The organism is Novosphingobium resinovorum, assembly GCF_027922145.1.
In the GTDB taxonomy this organism is placed as follows: domain Bacteria; phylum Pseudomonadota; class Alphaproteobacteria; order Sphingomonadales; family Sphingomonadaceae; genus Novosphingobium; species Novosphingobium resinovorum.
In genome coordinates this window covers 444488-463971 of record NZ_BSFC01000011.1, presented here as the reverse complement: position 1 = coordinate 463971, position 19484 = coordinate 444488, and the positions used below count along the sequence as shown (strand labels likewise).

Annotated in this window: 13 protein-coding genes; 10 read left to right on the top strand and 3 right to left on the bottom strand. The window is 68.5% G+C overall.

Features of this window, described 5'->3' with window-relative positions; all coding sequences use genetic code 11:
• Positions 1 to 2 precede the first annotated feature (2 nt).
• The 10 genes from PKE80_RS07060 to cobA all read left to right on the top strand — a co-directional run bounded on the left by PKE80_RS07060 (position 3) and on the right by cobA (position 15572).
• Positions 3 to 2354: a caspase family protein gene (locus PKE80_RS07060; RefSeq protein WP_271181888.1), complete on the top strand. Its 2352-nt coding sequence runs from the start codon at positions 3 to 5 to the stop codon at positions 2352 to 2354.
• Positions 2351 to 4273, top strand: coding sequence for a gluzincin family metallopeptidase (locus PKE80_RS07055; protein WP_271181887.1), 1923 nt, complete (start codon positions 2351 to 2353; stop codon positions 4271 to 4273). The genes PKE80_RS07060 and PKE80_RS07055 overlap by 4 nt, the downstream gene beginning before the upstream one ends.
• A gap of 66 nt (positions 4274 to 4339) precedes the next feature.
• Positions 4340 to 4918: an ANTAR domain-containing response regulator gene (locus PKE80_RS07050; protein ID WP_008828468.1), complete on the top strand. Its 579-nt coding sequence runs from the start codon at positions 4340 to 4342 to the stop codon at positions 4916 to 4918.
• Entirely contained in the window at positions 4918 to 6126 is a 1209-nt protein-coding gene (locus PKE80_RS07045; protein ID WP_271181886.1) for an ABC transporter substrate-binding protein, read from the top strand. Before PKE80_RS07050 ends, PKE80_RS07045 begins: the two co-directional genes overlap by 1 nt.
• Before the next feature lie 383 nt (positions 6127 to 6509).
• On the top strand, positions 6510 to 7766 hold the full coding sequence (locus PKE80_RS07040; protein ID WP_036525175.1) for a nitrate/nitrite transporter: 1257 nt from the start codon (positions 6510 to 6512) through the stop codon (positions 7764 to 7766).
• A gap of 73 nt (positions 7767 to 7839) precedes the next feature.
• Entirely contained in the window at positions 7840 to 9060 is a 1221-nt protein-coding gene (locus PKE80_RS07035; RefSeq protein WP_271181885.1) for a hypothetical protein, read from the top strand.
• A gap of 228 nt (positions 9061 to 9288) precedes the next feature.
• Positions 9289 to 11814, top strand: a complete 2526-nt coding sequence (gene nirB, locus PKE80_RS07030; protein WP_271181884.1) for a nitrite reductase large subunit NirB — start codon at positions 9289 to 9291, stop codon at positions 11812 to 11814.
• Between the two features lie 5 nt (positions 11815 to 11819).
• Entirely contained in the window at positions 11820 to 12170 is a 351-nt protein-coding gene (gene nirD / locus PKE80_RS07025) for a nitrite reductase small subunit NirD (protein WP_271181883.1), read from the top strand.
• Positions 12170 to 14779 (top strand): nitrate reductase, encoded by a 2610-nt coding sequence (locus tag PKE80_RS07020; protein WP_271181882.1) that lies wholly within the window; start codon positions 12170 to 12172, stop codon positions 14777 to 14779. The genes nirD and PKE80_RS07020 overlap by 1 nt, the downstream gene beginning before the upstream one ends.
• A complete protein-coding gene (gene cobA, locus PKE80_RS07015) occupies positions 14766 to 15572 on the top strand; it encodes a uroporphyrinogen-III C-methyltransferase (RefSeq protein WP_271181881.1) in 807 nt (268 codons plus the stop codon). Before PKE80_RS07020 ends, cobA begins: the two co-directional genes overlap by 14 nt.
• On the opposite strand, the gene PKE80_RS07010 is transcribed toward cobA, so the two are convergent.
• The 3 genes from PKE80_RS07010 to PKE80_RS07000 form a co-directional block, all read right to left on the bottom strand.
• Positions 15569 to 16768 carry a dicarboxylate/amino acid:cation symporter gene (locus PKE80_RS07010; RefSeq protein WP_271181880.1) on the bottom strand — a complete coding sequence of 400 codons (1200 nt, stop codon included), beginning with the start codon at positions 16766 to 16768 and terminating at the stop codon, positions 15569 to 15571. The genes cobA and PKE80_RS07010 overlap by 4 nt on opposite strands.
• Positions 16769 to 16941: 173 nt before the next feature.
• Positions 16942 to 18504 carry a sensor histidine kinase gene (locus PKE80_RS07005; protein ID WP_271181879.1) on the bottom strand — a complete coding sequence of 521 codons (1563 nt, stop codon included), beginning with the start codon at positions 18502 to 18504 and terminating at the stop codon, positions 16942 to 16944.
• Positions 18504 to 19166, bottom strand: a complete 663-nt coding sequence (locus PKE80_RS07000) for a response regulator (RefSeq protein WP_271181878.1) — start codon at positions 19164 to 19166, stop codon at positions 18504 to 18506. The genes PKE80_RS07005 and PKE80_RS07000 overlap by 1 nt, the downstream gene beginning before the upstream one ends.
• Positions 19167 to 19484: the final 318 nt, after the last annotated feature.

The following is a 19484-nucleotide window of genomic DNA, read 5'->3' as shown; positions in this document are numbered from 1 at the left end:
TCATGGCCGCTGCGCAGAAGGACTGGCTCGCGATCGAATGGGTCGGCAATGTCCCGGTCAAGGAACTGACCGAGCAGTTGAAGGCTTCGGCCGCGCTCAGCCAGCGCTTCCACTACCTGCTGTTCCCCGACGGATCGATCCGCGCCAACCGCAGGCTGGAGCCCGGCCAGCCGGTCGAACTGCTGGTGGTGCGCGAGGGCGCTGAGCCGGGCGCGGAGCAGCTGGAGCGGATCGCGGCCTTGCGGGATTACTTCGCGGCTTGGAATGCGGCCGGGGATAAGGCCAGTGTCGTGGCACCCGACTGGCTGCCCTCGGCCGGGGAAGCGCCCGAGGCCAGGACGCGCGGTGGCGACACCGTGGCGGTGTCGCCCTGGCCGGTCTTCGTCGATCCCGGCCCGTTCACCGGCGCGCCCGAGCAGCTGCGCGAACTGGCGCTCCATGTCGTCAATTTGCGCAAGGGCGTGCTTTCCGACGACGGGATCATGGCGACGCACGAGACGGATCTCGACCGGCTCGTCAGCGCCATCGTCGACAAGGCCAAGCAGGGCTACCGGCTGATGCTCTACGCCCACGGCGGGCTGACCGACGAGCGCAGCGGCCTCGCGGCGGCATGGGCCTATCACCGCTGGTGGATGGCGCACGGCATCTACCCTGTCTTCTTCATCTGGGAGACCGGCGGGCTGGAGACCTTCTGGCAGATCGTCGAGGGTGACCGGCGCAAGGGCCGCGCCCTCTCGCGCGACATCTACGATTACACCACCGACCCGGCGGTGGAGCTGATCGGCGGCAAGGTCGGCGCCCTGCTATGGGACGCGATGAAGGACAGCGCCCGCCGGTCGAGCGACACCGGCGGCGGCGCGCGCCTGTTCGCAGAAAAGCTGGCGGCGGCGTGGAAGGAGCCGAGTGCGATCTTCGCGCTGGGGCACAGTGCGGGCTCGATCTTCCATGCGTACTTCCTGCCGGTGCTCTGCGCCGACAAGCTGCGCGTGAAGCAGATGCACCTGCTGGCCCCGGCGATCACCAACGACCTGTTCGCGCAGACGCTCGGCAGCCTGATCGGCAAGAAGAAGATCGAGGAGGCGAGCCTCTTCGCGATGACGCGCGAGGCGGAGCGGGCGGACAACTGCGCCAACATCTACCGCAAGTCGCTGCTCTACCTCGTCAGCCGCGCGTTCGAGCCGAAGAAGGGGACGCCGATCCTGGGGATGGAGGACTTCATCCGCACCGACCCGGAGGTGAAGCGCGCGTTCCGGGACGCGGTGATCCTGTCTCCCACCGCGCCTGCCGCGAAGCCGACGATGGCCTCGGGCTCGCGCTCGCACGGCGGGTTCGACAATGACGTGGCGACCCTCGAGAACGTGCTGCGGCGGATGCTGGGGCTGGGCGATGCGGGCGTGGTCAAGCCGCGCTTTCTGGCGGGCGAGCCGCGCGTCGGCCGGGCGATCGTGGCGGCGAACTACTACGGCATGCCGGCGGGGCTGTTCGAGCAGCCTGCCGAGTTCGTGCCCGCCGCGCCGCCGCCTCAGACCGCGACGCCGGTGCAGCCCGGTGGCCAGAAGATCGCGCTGTGCATCGGCAACGACGCTTTTCCTGAAGGCATGCGCCTCTACGGCTGCGTCAACGATGCGAACACCTGGGCGGATACGTTCCGCCAGCAGGGCTACGCCGCCACCGTGCTTTCCGATGCCGGGGCAGGACAGATCCGCGAGGCATTGCGCGGGGTTCTCGGCAAGGCGCGCGCCGGGGACAGCGTGATGATCCATATCTCCTCCCACGGCACCCGCGTCCTCGACGTCGACGGGGACGAGTTGCAGGACAAGCAGTTCGCCGACGACAAGGACGAGGCGCTGGTGGCGCTCGACTGGCGTGACGGCGGGCTGATCATCGACGACGAATGGCCCGATCTGATGAGAGTGGCGGACGGCGTGAAGGTCATCCGCTTCCATGACTTCTGCCATTCCGGCCGGTCGAGCCGGATGATGCTCGGCGGGCGCACTGACCGTCGCCCACGCAGCGTCAGCCTGCCCGATGCGATCGCGCTCAAGGCTTACGAGGCGCGCAAAGCCGCGCGCGGAAGCCGGGCAGCGGCGGCCAGCCCTTCCGAGATCTACGGCGCGGACTTGTCCTATGTCACCTTCTGCGCCTGCCTGCCCGAGCAGTCGGCGATGGAGGAGGCGGGCTCGGGCGTATTCACCCGCGCGGCGACGAAGATCCTGCGCGGGCAGGGCGCCGGGATGACCGCGCAGGACGTCTTCGCCGCCATTGCCCGCGAGATGGCGGGCGAGGACCAGAAGCCGCTGCTCGAAGGCTCGGCGCTCTACAGCGCGCAGGCGCTGTTCGGTCTGCCCGCATGACTGACGGCGTGGTCATAACCGTCTCCCCCCGCGTCCTGCGCGAAGTGCGCAGCGCCGAGGACGAGGCGGACGAGCGCAAGCGGGCGAGGGACCGCTGCCCGGCCGCCGATACTGCCCCCGGTATTGGCGCCGAGACCGACATGCCGATGGTGCGCCGGATGCGGATATTCGCCATCGACCCCACCGCCCGCTCCGATCGCGGTGGGGTCGTCACCGTGTCCGAGCCTTACGAGCCGCTGAAGTTCTCAGGCGACGGCAAGAACCTGCGCGGCCGCCGCTTCGCCGTCACGTTGCCGGTCTGGTCGGAGGACAAGCCGCAGTGGCGCTCGGTGCGGACGATCATCGACGCGATGAAGCCCAACAGCATCGTCACGATCGCCGATGCGGGCTATCCGCCTTCGCTGAGCGATCCGCGTTTCATCGCGCAGATGGTCTATGCCACCGCCTCGCAGCTTTACGGCACCTTCCGCAAGGCGCTGGGGCGCGAGATCGTGCTCGGCCTCATGCACGATCCGGCGACCGGCGAATGGTCGCGCGCGGATCGCTTCCACCTCGCGCCGTGGGAGGTCGAGGAGGCGCAGGCGTGGTTCGACCCGGCGCGCGCCTGCGTGGTCTTCGGCTACTACAAGGCGCGCAGCGACACGGTGGGCTATCCCCCCGGCAGCCGGGTGTTCACCGCGCTGTCGCACGACGTTATCGTCCACGAGATGACGCACGCCCTGCTGGACGCGGTGAAGCCCGAGTTCATGACCGCCACCCACCGCGACGTGCTCGCCTTCCACGAGGCTTTCGCCGACCTCGCGGCGATCTTCCAGCGCTACTCCTACGGCGAACTCGTCGCCGCCCAGATCACCGAGGCGCGCGGCGACATAGAGCGGCTGGGCGTGCTCGGATCGCTGGCGCGCACGTTCTCCGAGACAGCGGGCGGCGGCGCGACGCTGCGCCCGCTGATCGGCGACCTGCTCTACGACAGCCCGGAGATCGGCGACGAGCCGCACCAGCTCGGCAACGTGCTGGTGCAGGCAGTCTACCGCGCCTTCCAGAAAGTCGCGAGCGCGCGGATCGAGGGGCTGATCGCCATCGCCACCAACGGCAGCGGCATCCTCCCGCGCGGCGCCCTGTCGCCCGCGCTGGCGCAGGAGATCGCCGCGCGGCTGGGCAAGACGGCGCAGATGTTCCAGTCGATGCTGATCCGCGCGCTGGACTATGCGCCGCCGTTCGGCATCACCTTCTTCACCTTCCTGCGCGCGGTGATCTCGGCCGACATGCGCCTCGTGCCGGTGGACGACGAGAACATCCGCGTTGCGTGGATGGAAGCGTTCCGGCACCACCGCATCTTCCCGAGCGACGGGCTGCATTATGCCGAGGAGCAGCTGGCCTGGCCCTTGCCGGAGGATGTGGCGGCCTTCGATCTCGCCATGCTGAGCTTCGCGCAGACCGCGTTCCAGGGCAATCCGGGCGACCTGCTGTCGCTCGACATCGCCGCGATTCAGGCGGCGCGCGTCGCCGCGCATATGAACGGCGAGGAAGCGGCGGCGTGGCAGGCGCTGCTGGGCCTCGAAGGCGCGGGCAGCGAGACCCGCGCCGACATCGTCGGCTTGCGCAGCTTCGCAAGGCCCGGCCCCGGCGGCATGACCGAGTTCGGCACCGTACTCGAAGTCGTCTGCCGCAGCTTCACCGATCGGGACGCCAGCGGTTTCATGGGCGCCACCGGGGCCAGCTTGGTCTACGACAGCGCCGGGCGGCTCATGTCCTGCGCGATCGAGCCGCAGCAGGCGGGCGCCGTCACAGGCGGGGGAGGTCGCCGCGAGGACATCGAGGGTTACGCCGTCAGCAAGGAAGGCGCGCGCAGCTGGCTGCTCAAGCAGGGCCGCTGGCAACTGCGCCCCGACGTCGCGCGGGGGCTGTGCATGCGCTGAGCGACCGCGCGTTGACGCGGCGCTCCTGCTGGGCGATGGCAGCGAAATGACGTCGGGGCGGGTTACATGAGAATCGTCATCATCGATGACAGCGGCCTTCGCGCGACCGTGCTCGAGGAGGGCCTGCGCGACGCGGGCTACGACGACATCCACATCGTCCCCCCGCGCGGCGCGTTCGTGGCGCGGCTGGAGCGCATGGCGCCCGACGTCGTGCTCATGGACCTCGGCAGCCCCAGCCGCGATACGCTGGAGGAAATGCTCACCGTCAGCCGGGCGCTGGCGCGGCCGATCGCGATGTTCGTCGACCAGTCGGACGAGGCGATGATCGGCGCCGCCATCGACGCGGGCGTCTCCGCCTATGTCGTCGATGGCTTGCGCAAGGAGCGGGTGAAGCCGGTGCTGGAACTGGCGGTGCGCCGTTTCAACGCCTTCTCGCGCATGCAGACCGAGCTTGAGGAGGCGCGCACCGCGCTTGCCGACCGCAAGGTGATCGACCGCGCCAAGTCGATCCTGATGAACCAGCGCGCCTTGTCCGAACAGGACGCCTATGCGCTCCTGCGCTCCACCGCGATGAACCAGGGCAAGAAGATCGCCGAGGTCGCGCAGGCGCTGATTACCGCCAGCGACCTGCTGGGAGGGGTATAATGACGACCAATCTTCGCATCGCCTTCCTGCCGCTCAACGACGTCGCGGTGCTCGCCGCCGCCCGCGAACGCGGCTTTGCCGAGGAGGAGGGCCTCGCCCTCGACCTCGTGCGCACGACGAGCTGGGCGACCTTGCGCGACCGGCTGGTCTACGGACAAGTGCAGGCCGCGCACATGCTGGCGCCGCTGGCGGTCGCGGTGACGCTGGGCCTGAGCCAGCAGCCCGCCGCACTGGCGGCGCCGTTCAAGCTGGGCGTCAACGGCAACATGCTGGTCATGGCGAAGGACTTCGCCGCCGCCCTCGCACCCGATCCCGCCGCGCGGCTGGCCGACCCGCTGGGCACCGCGCATGACTTTGCCGCCGCCATCGGGCTGTGGCGCCGCAAGCCGATCATCGGCGTCGTCCACCGCTTTTCCAGCCATGCGCTGATGCTGCGGTACTGGCTGGCCAGCGCGGGCATCGATCCCGACCGCGACGTGGTGCTGCGCGTGCTGCCGCCCTCGCTGACGGTCGAGGCGATCCATGCCGGCGAGATCGACGGTTTCATCGCGGGCGAGCCCTGGGGCAGCGCCGCGATCGAGTCCGGACGCGCGGAGGCGGTGGCGATCGGCCAGCGCATCTGGCAGCGCGGGGTGGAGAAAGTGCTGGCCTTCCGCGAGCCATGGCTTGAGGAGAACCCCGAGACCACCGACCGCCTGCTGCGCGCGCTCGCCCGCGCCGCCGTCTGGTGCGACGAGCCGGACAACCGCGAGATACTGGCCGATATTCTCGCCGACCCGCGCTATGTCGGGCAGCCTTCCGACCTGATCCTGCGCACGCTGAGCGGCACGATCGTCCCCAGGGCGGGCGATGCGGCGGTGTCCTGCCCCGACTTCGTGCTGTTCTCCCGCGAGGCGACGCCGTTTCCGTGGCGCAGCCAGGCGCTGTGGATCTATTCGCAGCTGGTGCGCTGGAACATGGTGGAGCCTTCCGCCGAAACAGAGGCGCGAGCGGCGGCGGTGTTCCGGCCTGACGTCTACCGCCGCGCGCTTGCGGGCAGCGACCTGCCGATGCCAGGGGCGAGCATGAAGCTGGAAGGGGCGGTGGGTGCGCCGCTGGGCGTGGGTTCGCGCAAGGGCGACCTGCTGCTGGGGCCTGACCGGTTCTTCGACGGCCGCGTGTTCGACCCGGAGCGGATCGAGGACTACCTTGCCGGTTTTGCCCGCTAGAATGCGGTGTCAATGGGTTGACCCACCCCTCGTCATTGCGAGCGCAGCGAAGCAATCCAGGGCAGTGTTACGCACCCTGGATTGCTTCGCTGCGCTCGCAATGACGATCGAGGGTAGGGCTGGCCTTTCCGGGATTTTGCAGCATTGAAAATACCAGTGCGCTGAAAACGCGCATAATTTTACGTCTTGCCAGATCTGCGGAATCGCGTGACTATATAGGGGTCTCGCGATGAAGCGCGACCACACCGGATAGGCTGTCCCAAAGGCGGGACGCCATCCTCACCGAAATTCGCAGCAAAGCCGCTGACCGGGCTCACCGCAAGGGTGACGTCCGGCCTGCGGCTTTTTTCGTGTCCGCTTTCATGATTTATGGGGGACGTACCATGGCAACCGCATTCTTCCGACCTGACGAAGACAATGACGTGCTTGCGCCCGCGCAGAAGCCCGCCGTCGGCTTCTGGAAGGCCGGCCACACGCCGACTCTGATCGCAGCTTTCCTCTATTTCGACCTCGCCTTCATGGTCTGGGTCCTGCTCGGCCCGCTGGCGCCGGAGATTTCGAAGACTCTCGGGCTCACGCCCGCGCAGAAGGGCCTGATGGTGGCGCTTCCCACGCTGGCGGGCGCTCTCCTGCGCGTCGTCAACGGGCTGCTGGTCGATCGTATCGGGCCGAAGCGCTCGGGCGCGATCAATCAGGTCATCGTCATCACCGGGCTGTTCTTCGCCTGGTCGATGGGCGTCACCAGCTTTGGCGGCACGCTGGCGCTGGGCGTGATCCTGGGCTTTGCGGGGGCGAGCTTCGCGATCGCACTGCCGCTCGCCAGCCGCTGGTATCCGGCCGAGCATCAGGGCAAGGCGATGGGCCTGGCGGGCATGGGCAATTCGGGCACCGTCTTCGCCGCGCTCTTCGCGCCGACGCTGGCGAAGATGTTCGGCTGGAACGCGGTGCTGGGCCTTGCCTGCATCCCGCTGACCGTGGTGCTGTGCATCTATCTCGCGCTCGCCAAGGACGCACCGAACCAGCCCGCGCCGCGCAAGCTGGTGGACTATGCGGCGCTGCTCAAGCAGGCGGACGCATGGTGGCTGATGGCCTTCTACGCCGTGACTTTCGGCGGTTTCGTGGGGCTCGCCGCGTCGCTGCCGATCTACTTCACCGACCAGTTCGGTCTCAGCACCGTCGTCGCCGGATATTGCACGGCGGGCTGCGTCTTCGCCGGATCGCTGGTCCGTCCGATGGGCGGCGCGCTGGCCGACAAGATCGGCGGCGTGAAGGCGCTGATGATGGTCTATGCGGTTGCCGCCATCGCGCTTGTCGGCGTGTCGCAGGCGCCGAGCCTGATCGCGGCGCTCGGGCTTTTCGTGGTGGCGATGCTGGCGCTCGGCACCGGCAACGGGTCGGTGTTCCAGCTGGTCCCGCAGCGTTTCCAGGCCGAGATCGGCGTGATGACCGGCCTCGTCGGCATGGCGGGCGGTGTCGGCGGGTTCTACCTCGCCAGCTCGCTCGGCCTTGCCAAGCAGTTCACCGGCAGCTTCGCGCCGGGCTTCCTGATCTTTGCCGGCCTTGCGGTCGTGGCTCTCGCCTCGGTGGCGAGCGTCAAGGGCCGCTGGCGCGCGACCTGGAAAACCGGCGCGCGCATCTGAGCCGACAACCGGGGCGGCGGCACCCCAGCGCCGCCGCCCCACTTCCTTTCGTCCTGAGGGGGACGCTTTCACCATGAAAAACATAACAAAAGCGGCGGCCGTGCTGGTCGTCGGCGGGGTCGCTTGCGCGGGATCGGCGCAGGCCCAGGACATCACCGTCAAGCCGGTCGCCGAGGCGCGGGTGCGCTACGAGCATGTCGATCAGGACGGCATCGCCGCCAAGGCCGATGCGCTGACCTTGCGGGTACGCGGCGGCGCGCAGGCCACCAGCGGGGCGCTGAGCGCCACCGTGGTCGCGCAGGGCAACCTCGCCGTGGTCGACGACTACTACGATGGCGTGAACGGCGCGGCCACGCGGCCGCTTGTGGCCGATCCGCAGAACATCGCGCTCTACATCGCGCAGTTGCAGTACAAGGCGAAAGGCGTGACGCTGACCGCCGGGCGCCAGAAGATCGCTCTGGACGACGAGCGCTTCGTCGGCAACGTCGCCTTCCGCGACAATGCGCAGACCTTCGACGCGGTGCGGGCCGAGGTCACCCCGGTCAAGGGCCTGAAACTGGACCTCGCTTATGCCTGGAGCGTGCGCACGATCTGGGGCATCGACGGCAACGCCGCGCGCCAGCAGGCGGTGGGCGGGGACAATCTGCTCGCCAACCTCTCGTGGGAGACACCGCTTGGGGTGCTGACGGGGTTCGCCTACCTCGTCGATCAGGATGAGGCGGCGGTGCAGGCGTTTCGCCTCTCCAGCCAGACATATGGTGCCCGTTTCGCGGGGACTCATGCGTTCGGCAAGGCGGTGAAACTGGCGTATCAGGCGAGTTACGCGCGCCAGTCGGACTGGCACCGCAATCCCAGCGACTACAGCGCCGAATACTGGCTGGCCGACGCGACGCTCGACGTGAAGGGTTGGAAGGCCAATGCCGGTTACGAAGTGCTTGGCTCCGACAAGGGCGCGGCGCTGACCAGCTTCCAGACGCCGCTGGGCACCAACTTCAAGTTCCAGGGCTGGGCGGACAAGTTCCTGACCACCCCCGCGAACGGCGTGCGCGATCTCTATGTCGGCGGCGGGTATGGCACGAAGCAGATCGGTGCATTGTCCGCCGTCACCCTGCAGGCGACTTGGCATCGCTTCGACAGCGACCGGCTGGACCAGCACTACGGCAACGAAATCAATCTCCTGGCCTCGGCAAAACTGCGCAAGACGACGATCGCGCTGCGCTATGCCCACTATGACGCGAAGACCTTCGCGACCGATACCGACAAGGTCTGGGTCCAGTTCGACTGGGCGATTTGACAGGTTCGTTACGGAATCGCTTGAGCCTTCGGGCGATCCCATTTATGTTGCAGTGCAAAGGGCAGCGTTGTCCTTCCTACATCGCCGAAATGTCCCACTGACGGGGCACGTAGGCACCGAATGATGGCAAGGCCGCCATCCTGACTTCCGGTTTCGAACCGGGGGTCTGGATGGCGGCCTTTTCTCGTTTTCAACTCCCTTTCCCATGACATTGCCGGAGTTTCGAACATGGACTTTCAGGACGGGATCGAACCCAATTCCGACTACGACGACGCGCTGAACGTCCCGTCGGACGATGTGCGCGAGCATCTGGTCGTCGTCGGCAACGGCATGGCGGGCTGCCGCGCGGTCGAGGAACTGCTGGCGCGCGATGCGGACCGCTACCGTGTGACGATCTTCGGCGCAGAGCCGCATGTGAACTACAACCGCATCATGCTTTCGCCGGTGCTGGCGGGTGAGAAGACCTTCGACCAGATCGTCATCAATACCCGCGAGTGGTACGACGAGAACGGCATCGACCTCATCACCGCCGACCCCGTCACCGCGATCGACCGCGCGGCGAAAACCGTCACCTCGCGCTCGGGCCGCACGGTGCATTACGACCGCCTACTGATCGCGACCGGCTCCGATCCGTTCATCATTCCGGTGCCCGGCAAGGATCTGCCCGGCGTGATCTCGTTCCGCGACATGAACGACGTCGATACGATGCTGGCGGCTGCCGAAGCCGGAAAAGCGCAAGGCGGCGGCTCGGCCGTGGTCATCGGCGGCGGCCTGCTGGGCCTCGAGGCGGCGCATGGTCTGACCCTGCGCGGCATGAAGGTCACCGTCATCCACCTCATGTCCACGCTGATGGAGCGCCAGCTGGACGAGGCCGCGGGCTGGCTGCTCAAGTCCGCGCTGGAAGGTCGCGGCCAGACCATCCTGACGGGCGCCGACACCGCCGAAATCTATGGCGAGGGCAAAGTCGAGGGCGTGCGCCTCAAGGACGGGCGCGAGATTCCGGCCAGCCTCGTCGTCATGGCCGTGGGCATCCGTCCCGCCACCGCGCTGGCGCGCGAGGCGGGGCTGGACGTCGGGCGCGGCATCAAGGTCGACGACCACATGGTCACCAGCGACCCCTCGGTGCTCGCGGTCGGCGAATGCGTGGAGCATGACGGCAACGTCTACGGCCTCGTCGCGCCGCTGTGGGACATGTGCCGCAGCCTCGCCGACGGGCTGACCGACCGCCACACCGGCTATCGCGGCTCAGTCACCTCGACCAAGCTGAAAGTCGCCGGGCTCGACGTGTTCTCGGCCGGCGACTTCTCGGGCGGCGAGGGATGCGAGGACATCGTGCTGCGCGATGCCGCGCGCGGGGTCTACAAGCGCGTCGTGGTGAAGGAAGACAAGGTCGTCGGCGCCGTACTCTACGGCGATACGGCGGACGGTGGTTGGTACTTCGACCTGCTGAAGAAGGGCGAGGACGTCTCCGAGGTCCGCGACCTGCTGATTTTCGGCCAGGCCTTCGCCTCGGGAGGAGGCGCGCTGGACCCTAAGGCGGCCGTTGCGGCGCTCTCGGACGATGCCGAGATCTGCGGCTGCAACGGCGTCTCCAAGGGCCAGGTCGTCGGTTGCATCGAGGCGGGTGCCTGCAGCCTCGATGCGGTGCGCGCTACCTGCAAGGCCTCGGCCAGCTGCGGGCAGTGCACCGGCCTTGTCGAGAGCCTGCTGGCGCTGACGCTGGGCGAAGAGGTCGAGGCAGGGCCGAAGACATTGTGCAAGTGCACCAGCTTCACTCACGACGACGTGCGCCGCGAGATCGTGGCGCAGGACATGCGCTCGATCCCCGAAGTGATGCAGAAGCTGCACTGGGCGACGCCGGATGGTTGTTCTTCCTGCCGCCCGGCGCTCAACTATTACCTGCTCTGCGCGCTGCCCGGCGAATACGTGGACGACCAGCAGAGCCGCTTCGTCAACGAGCGTATGCACGCCAACATCCAGAAGGACGGCACCTATTCGGTGGTCCCGCGCATGTGGGGCGGCCTCACCAACCCGCGCGAGTTGCGGGCCATCGCCGACGTGGTCGAGAAGTACGATGCGCCGATGGTGAAGGTGACCGGCGGTCAGCGCCTCGACATCTTCGGCATCAAGAAGGAGGATTTGCCCGCCGTCTGGGCCGATCTCAACGCCGCCGGGATGGTCTCGGGCCATGCCTACGGCAAGTCCCTGCGCACGGTGAAGACTTGCGTGGGTTCGGAATGGTGCCGCTTCGGCACGCAGGATTCGACCGGCCTCGGCGTCAAGACCGAGCGGATGACCTGGGGTAGTTGGATGCCGCACAAGTTCAAGATCGCGGTTTCCGGGTGCCCGCGCAACTGCGCCGAGGCGACGATCAAGGACTTCGGGATCGTCTGCGTGGATTCCGGCTACGAACTGAGCGTGGGCGGAAACGGCGGCATCAAGGTGCGCGCCACCGACTTCCTGTGCAAGGTCGCGACCGAGGAGGAGGCGCTCGAATATTGCGCCGCCTTCATCCAGGTCTACCGTGAGGAGGCGCGCTATCTGGAACGCACCGCACCGTGGATCGAGCGCGTCGGCGTCGACTACGTGAAGTCCCGCGTGGTCGAGGACGAGGCGGGCCGCAAGGCGCTCGCCGCGCGGTTCCTCTATTCGCAGAGCTTCAGCCAGGACGATCCGTGGGCCGAACGCGCCTCGGGCGATCGCACCGACCTGCACCAGCACCTCGAACCCCAAGCCCTCGAAGCGGCGGAGTGACACCCATGACCGACTGGATCGATATCGGAACACTGAGCGACATCCCCCAGCGCGGCGCGCGCACCGTGCGGTTCGAGGGGGAGCCGGAGATCGCCGTGTTCCGCACCGGCGACGACAAGGTCTTCGCGCTCGTCAACGAATGCCCGCACAAGAAGGGGCCGCTCAGCCAGGGCATCGTCCATGGCCACGCGGTCGCCTGTCCGCTGCACAACTGGAACATCGCGCTGGCGAGCGGCGAGGCGCAAGGGGCGGACAGCGGCTGCACCCCGACCATCGCCGTGCGTGAGGAGAACGGGCGCATCCTGCTGGCCCGACCCGAAACCCAGAGCCCCGAAGTGATGAGGGACGCGGCCTGATGCGCGAGGCGGTCCGCACGACCTGCGCCTATTGCGGCGTCGGCTGCGGCATCTCGGCCTCCCCCACGGGTGCGCGCGAGGTGACGATCCGGGGGGATGAGGCACACCCGGCGAATGCGGGGCGCCTCTGCTCCAAGGGCACGCATCTGGGCGAGACGGTCGGACTGACCGGCCGCCTGCTCCACCCGATGATCGGCGACAGGCGCGTACGCTGGGACAAGGCGCTGGACCTCGTCGCCAAGCGCTTTCGCGACACCATCGCGCGTCATGGCCCGGACAGCGTGGCGTTCTATGTCTCCGGCCAGCTGCTGACCGAGGACTACTACGTCGCCAACAAGCTGATGAAGGGCTTCATCGGTTCGGCCAACATCGACACCAATTCGCGCCTGTGCATGTCGAGCGCGGTGGCCGGCCACACCCGCGCTTTCGGCGAGGACGTGGTGCCCGCCGGCTACGAGGATCTGGACAAGGCCGACCTCGTCGTGCTGGTCGGCTCGAACACGGCATGGTGCCATCCGATCGTCTATCAGCGCATCCAGGCGGCTCGTGCAGAGCGGGGCACGAAGCTGATCGTCATCGACCCGCGCCGTACCGAGACGTGCGAGGGCGCCGACCTCCACCTGCCGCTGCGCCCCGGCAGCGACGTTGCGCTGATGAACGGGCTGCTGGCATGGCTCGCCGAGCAGGGCATGGTCGACAAGGCGTTCATGACTGCCCACGTCGATGTGCCCGAGGGTTTCTGGGAGCACCTCGCCACTGGCCATGACGTGTGGACCACCGCGAAGACCTGCGACCTCGACCCCGCGCTGCTGTTGCGGTTCTACGAGATGTTCGCCGCGAACCCGCGCACGGTCACGATGTTCAGCCAGGGAATCAACCAGTCGATCCGCGGCACCGATCAGGTCAACGCGATCATCAACGTCCACCTCGCGACGGGGCGGATCGGCCAGCCGGGCGCGGCGCCGTTTTCGATCACCGGCCAGCCCAATGCGATGGGCGGGCGCGAGGTCGGCGGGCTCGCCTCGACGCTGGCTGCGCACATGGACTTCGCGGCCGAGAACGTCGCGCGCGTCGGCCGCTTCTGGGCCGCACCGACGATGGCGACGAAGCCGGGTCTCAAGGCGGTGGACCTGTTTCGCGCCATCGGCGAGGGGCGCATCAAGGCGCTGTGGGTCATGGCGACCAACCCCTCCGTCTCGCTGCCCGACGCGGGCAACGTGCGCGCCGCGCTGGAGAAGTGCCCCTTCGTCGTCGTCTCCGACGTTATCGCCAACACCGACACCACCGCCTATGCCGACGTTCGCCTCCCCGCCGCCGCATGGGGCGAGAAGGACGGCACCGTCACCAATTCGGAGCGCACCGTCAGCCGCCAGCGTCCGTTCATGGACCTGCCCGGAGAGGCCAAGCCGGACTGGTGGATCGTCAAGGAAGTGGGCCGCCGAATGGGCTGGGGGAGCGCCTTCGCCTATGACACCCCCGCCGACATCTGGCGTGAACATGCGCGCCTCACGGCCTATCAGAATGATGGCGCGCGCGTCCTGAACCTTGCCGCCCACGCCGCGATCGGCAACCTTGCCTATGACGCGATGGAGCCGTTCCGCTGGGGCGACATACCGTTCGCCGACGGCCGCTTCCCGACGCCGAGCGGACGCGCGCGGATGGTCAAGGTCGGGCAGATGGACCTTCAGGCCCCGCTCGCCGACTGGCCGCTGACGCTCAACACCGGACGCTACCGCGACCAGTGGCACACGATGACGCGCACCGGGCTCGCCCCCAAGCTGGCGCGCCACCGCGAGGAGCCGCTGGTCGAGGTCCACCCCGCCGATGCCGCCGCGCAGGACCTGAAGGACGGCGATCTCGCCCGCGTTTCGACCCCGCAGGGCAACAGCACTTTTCGCGTGCTGCTCAGCGACGGCCAGCGTCCGGGCGAGATCTTCACGCCGATCCACTGGACCGACCAGATCTCCACCGGCGGCCGCACCGGCCTGCTGCCGCGCCCGCTGGTCGATCCACACTCCGGCCAGCCCGGTTTCAAGTCCACCCCCGCCGCGCTCGCCAAAGTCGAGACCGAATGGAAGGGCTTCCTCATCCTGCGCGGCGATGAACCCGCCCGCGTGCCCTGCCTGTGGGCGACGCGCGTGGCGGTGCCCGGCGGCGCGCTCTACGAGATCGCGGGCAATGGCGATGCCGCGCGCATCGAAGCCTGCCTGCCCAAGGGCGAGCGCATCGAGGCCATCGACCATACCCGGGGCTCGCGCCGCATCGCGGTGATCGTCGAGGGCAGGCTGGCAGGCGTGCTTTTCGTCACCCGCACCGGCCTGCTGCCTTCGCGCGACTGGCTGATCGGGCAGCTCGCGGCGGGCGACGTGGGCGCCACCGTGCTCGCCGCGCGCGGCCCCGGCAGCCAGCCGGACAAGGGCGCGACCGTCTGCGTCTGCTTCGACATCGGCCTCAACCAGATCGTCGCCGCCATCCGCGAACAGGCGCTGGTGGACGTTCCCGCCATCGGCAAGGCGCTGGGCGCGGGCACCAATTGCGGATCGTGCCGCCCCGCGCTCGCCAAGATTCTCACCCAGACCCACGAGGAGGTTCTCGATGCAGCCGAATGAACTGATCGCCGCCGGTGAAGTCTGGCTGGTCGGCGCCGGACCGGGCGACCCGGACCTGCTGACGCGCAAGGCGGAACGTCTGATCCGGGCCGCCGATGTGGTGTTCTACGATGCTCTCGTCGGCCCCGGCGTGCTGGAGCTGATCCCGGCCGGGACTGAAGCGATCAGCGTCGGCAAGCGCTCTGGCCGCCACAGCAAGGTGCAGGGTTCGATCAACGACCTGCTGCTGGACGCGGCACTGCAGGGCAGGCGCGTGGTGCGCCTCAAGGGCGGCGATCCATCCGTTTTCGGCCGTTCTGCCGAGGAGATGGACCACCTTGCCGCGGCGGGAGTGCCGGTACGCGTGTGCCCCGGCGTCACCACCGCCAGCGCGGCGGCGGCGAGCGCCAATGCCTCGCTGACGCTGCGTGGGCGGGCGCGCGGGATCACGCTGGTCACGGCGCATCTCAAGGCCGGGGAGCCGCTGCGGCTCGACTGGACGGCGCTGGCGCAGGCAGGCGGGACGGTCGGTGTCTACATGGGCCGCGCGGCGGCGGGAGAAATCGCTCGCTCGCTCATCGCGGCGGGGCGCGATCCCGATACGCCGGTGATGGTCGCGGTAAACGTTTCGTTGCCCGACGAGCGGCTGATCCGGGGCAAGCTCTCGGCGCTGTCCTTCCTCGTCGCGACGATCAGCGACGACGATCCGACGCTGCTGCTGATCGGAGAGGCGGTTGGCGCGCGCAACCTTCAGGCCGATGCGCGGACGCTGCTGCCCGAGGAAACCCCTGAAGCAGCGCCCGCAGCGGCCTAAGCCACCTGCATCTGCTGGTCCCGCGACACGGCCGTGGCGACGGCGAGGTCGCCGACCACGTTGACCATCGTGCGGAACATGTCGAGCAGCCGGTCCACGCCGACGACGAGGCCGATGCCCTCGGGCGGCAAGCCGGTCAGCGCGAGCACGGCCGCCACCGTGGGCAGGGAGCCGGCAGGCACGCCGATCGTGCCCATTCCCGCCACGGCGGCCACTGCCAGCACGATGCCCTGCCGGCCGAGCGAGAGGTCCATGCCGAAGAACTGGGCGATGAACAGCACGGTGACGGCGGTGTAGATCGCGGTGCCGCCCTGATTGGCGATGGTGCCGACGCCCAGCACCAACCGGGCCACGCGCGGCGGCAGGCGCAGGTCCAGTTCGGCCGAACGCAGCGCGCTGGGCAACGTGGCGTTGGAGGAGGAGGTGCAGAAGGCGATGACGGCGGGCTCCTGCACGCCGCGCAGGAACGCCGCCGGGGTCACGCCGCCGCGCATCCACACGACCGCGAAGAAGGTCAGCACCACCTGCAGCATCAGCGCCGCGACCACCACGCCGACATAGGCGCTGAGGTAGAGCAGCAAGTGCCAGCCGAACACCAGCGTCAGGTCGAACATGAAGGCGGCGACCGCGACCGGCGCCAGCCGTGCGACATAACCGAGCACATGCATCCCGGCATCGAACACCCGCTCGCTGGTGGCGAGCACGTGGCCGCTGCGGCGCGTGCGCAGGAAAGTCAGGGTCATGCCGACGAGCACCGAGGCGATGATGACGATCATGATCGGCCGTTCCACGGCGGCGTAGGAGAACAGCGCGCCGAAGCCTCTCGGCGGTGCGGAAGAGTGACCCGACGCGAGGAGTTGCTGGCCGATCTCGGCGGGCACCACGTCGCCGGGGCGGAACAGGTTGACCATGGCCAGCCCGATCAGGGCCGCCGCGACCGAGGCCGCCAGCATGTGCGCCAGCGTGGAGAGCAGCAGTCGCCGCATTCCCGCCATGTTGCGCACCCGCGCGATGCCGCTGACGATGGCCGACACCAGCAGCGGCACGATCAGCAGGAACAGCGCGAAGAGGAACGCCTGCTCCACCGGCTTCACTACCCAGCGCATCAGCAACGTGGTGGCGGGCGAATCGCTGGCGAACAGCCCGGCCAGGGTTCCACCGCCCATGCCGAGCAGGAAACCCGCCAGCAGCCTCACCTGCAGGTGAGGGCGCAGGCGCCTGCGCGCATGGTCGGCGGAAGGGGGAAGAGGTGGGGGGACAGTCTCGATCATCGCAGTGACCGAACGAAAGGATTTGCGGACATCGGTGATCCTGTTGCCGTGCCCGAAGGCACCTGGCTCATGATGAGGGTTCTGCCGCGAGAACCCTGTCAGCAAGCTGTCGCGAGCGCGAATTGTTGCGCCTCCGATTGGGTTTCGATGATGTGCTCGTCGCTCCGGTCATCAGGGCTCGGCGGCGCGGCGAAGTCGATGCTGGCGAGCACGCCACGACCATCCGTGCCGGGCTCCAGCCGGACCTCGGCGGCCATGCGTTCGGCCAGCGCGCGGACGATCGACAAACCCAGGCCGCTGCCGCCAGCACCGCTTTCGCTGCGGGCGCGGTAGAACCGCTCGAACACCCGCTCGCGGTCCTGCGGGGCGATGCCGGGGCCGTCGTCCTCCACTTCGATGCGCGCACGTCCGGCGCGGTGCAGCACGCGCACGGTGACGGCGCCGCCGGGGCGGTTGTAGCGCACCGCGTTGTCGAACAGGTTGCCGATCATCTCGGCAGCCAGGATCGGGTGGCCGCTGGCGAGGAGAGCGCCGTGATCCGGGGCCTCGAAGCCGATGTCGAGGCCGTCCGATCCCGGCTGGTCGATGCGCGAGGCGACGAGGTCGGCGGCGACGGCGGCAAGGTCGAAGGTGGCGTCCTCGGCTATGCCCTGCTCCTCGGTCCGGGCGAGTGCGATCAGTTGCAGCAGCAGCCGTTCGAGCGAGAGCACCGCGTTGCCGATGTCTTCCAGCGCCGCCGTGCCGCGCGGGGAGGCGGGGCCGTAGCGCTCCAGCACGTCGAGATGGACGCGCACCACGGCGAGCGGCGTGCGCATCTGGTGCGAGGCATTGGCGGTGAACTGCTTGAGCGAATCCACCGCACGCTCGGTGCGGGCGAGCAGGGCATTGAACGATCCGGCCAGCAGCCGCGCCTCGCGCGGGGCGTCCTCCTCCAGCGCGAGGCGGAACTGCGGCGGCGGTTCGCGGCGGGCAGTCTCGATCTGGCCGGTGAGCGAGGCAAAGGGCCTGAGGCCCCAGGTGATCGCCCAGTAGAACAGCAGCACCGCCGTCATCGCGATCAGCACGCCCGCGCCCAGCACGCGCAGGAAGTAGGTCTGCTGGTAGGCCCAGCGATCATCCACGAAGTCGGCCACCTGCACAACCACCGCGTGGCCGTTGCGGTGGAGACGGCGGATCTCGGTGGCGATGCGCACCGGCTTGCCGCCCAGCGTGCCGTCGCGCAAGTACCCGGGCTGGATCACGCCGTCGGCATCGCGCGGGTCGACGTAGCCGCCGGTCAGCGGAGTATTGCGGTAGGTGCGCGGGAAGCTGGCGGCGGGCAGGCGCTGCGTGGCGCGGCCGGTGCGCGTGTCGTACAGCGGCGGCGGGACGAGGCCGCGCTCGCCCGCGATCAGCTCCGTGCCGTCCCAGATGCTGTAGTGCGTGACGGGCGCGGAACGGCGCTGGAGCAGATGGACGGCCAGCGGCAGCACCTTGTCGCGCACGGCGTCCTCGGTATCGGCGGCGCGGCTGAGCAGGCGCACCGAACCGACGAGGATGCGGTCGGAGGTCGCCGCGCCGGAGCGCTGGATCATCCAGCAGGTGATGCCGCCGAAGGTCACCGCCAGCGCCAGCAGCGGCACCATCACCGCAGCGGTCAGGCGCGATCGCAGAGAGGCCATCAGGTCTCCAGCATGTAGCCGAGGCCCCGGATGGTGCGGATCGTCGGCCCGTCCGGCATCAGCTTGCGGCGCAGGCGACCGACGTAGACTTCCAGCGCATTGGGGGCGACGGCGTCGGCGAAGTTGAACACCTCGGAATTGAGGCGCTGCTTGGTCACGACTTTGCCGGGGCGGCCCATCAGCGTCTCCAGCACCGCCATTTCCCGGCGCCGCAAGTCGAGGACCGAGCGCTTGAGTTCGACGACGCGGGTGGAGCGGTCGAGGCTGAGGTCGCCGACGCGCAGCACCGGATCGGCAGTGCCCTGGCTGCGCCGGATCAGCGCGCGCAGCCGCGATTCCAGCTCGCGCGGGTGGAAGGGCTTGGAGAGGTAGTCGTCGCCCCCCCGGTCGAGCCCGGCGATACGGTCGGACACCGCATCGCGCGCGGTCAGGATCAGCACCGGCGTCGAGTCGCCGCCCCTGCGCAGCGTTTGGAGAACTTCCAGCCCGTCGATGTCCGGCAGCCCGAGATCGAGGATCACGGCATTGTAGGTTTCGGCCGCGAGAACGTCGAGCGCCTCCTCGCCGGTCCCGACGACGTCGACGACGAAGCCGCCCGCGCTCATCGAGGCTTCCATGCCGCGCGCCAGGCGCTCGTCGTCTTCCACGATCAGTATCCGCAACAACTCACTCCCTCACACGAGTTGCGGCATCCTCTTTCCCTGTCCGGGCACTCGTCAGGCGCCCTGAGGTGCCTTTGAGTGCCTTTGTGTGTCGTTGAGTGCCGGCCCTGTCCCGGCGCAATTTCATGCCGTTTGATTCGGCAGTCTGTGAATGGAACCTGTCATCAACCTGTCGCGCCGGGCAAGATTCTTTTTGGAAAAGGGCGTGGCAGTGACAGCTTCGTGACAGGTGAAGGCCCGCAGCTTTCGTGTGTCGGGAGGGGAAACCTCGACAACGAACCGGGTCCAATCCGCAGCGCGCAGGAGATCGCCAAGGCA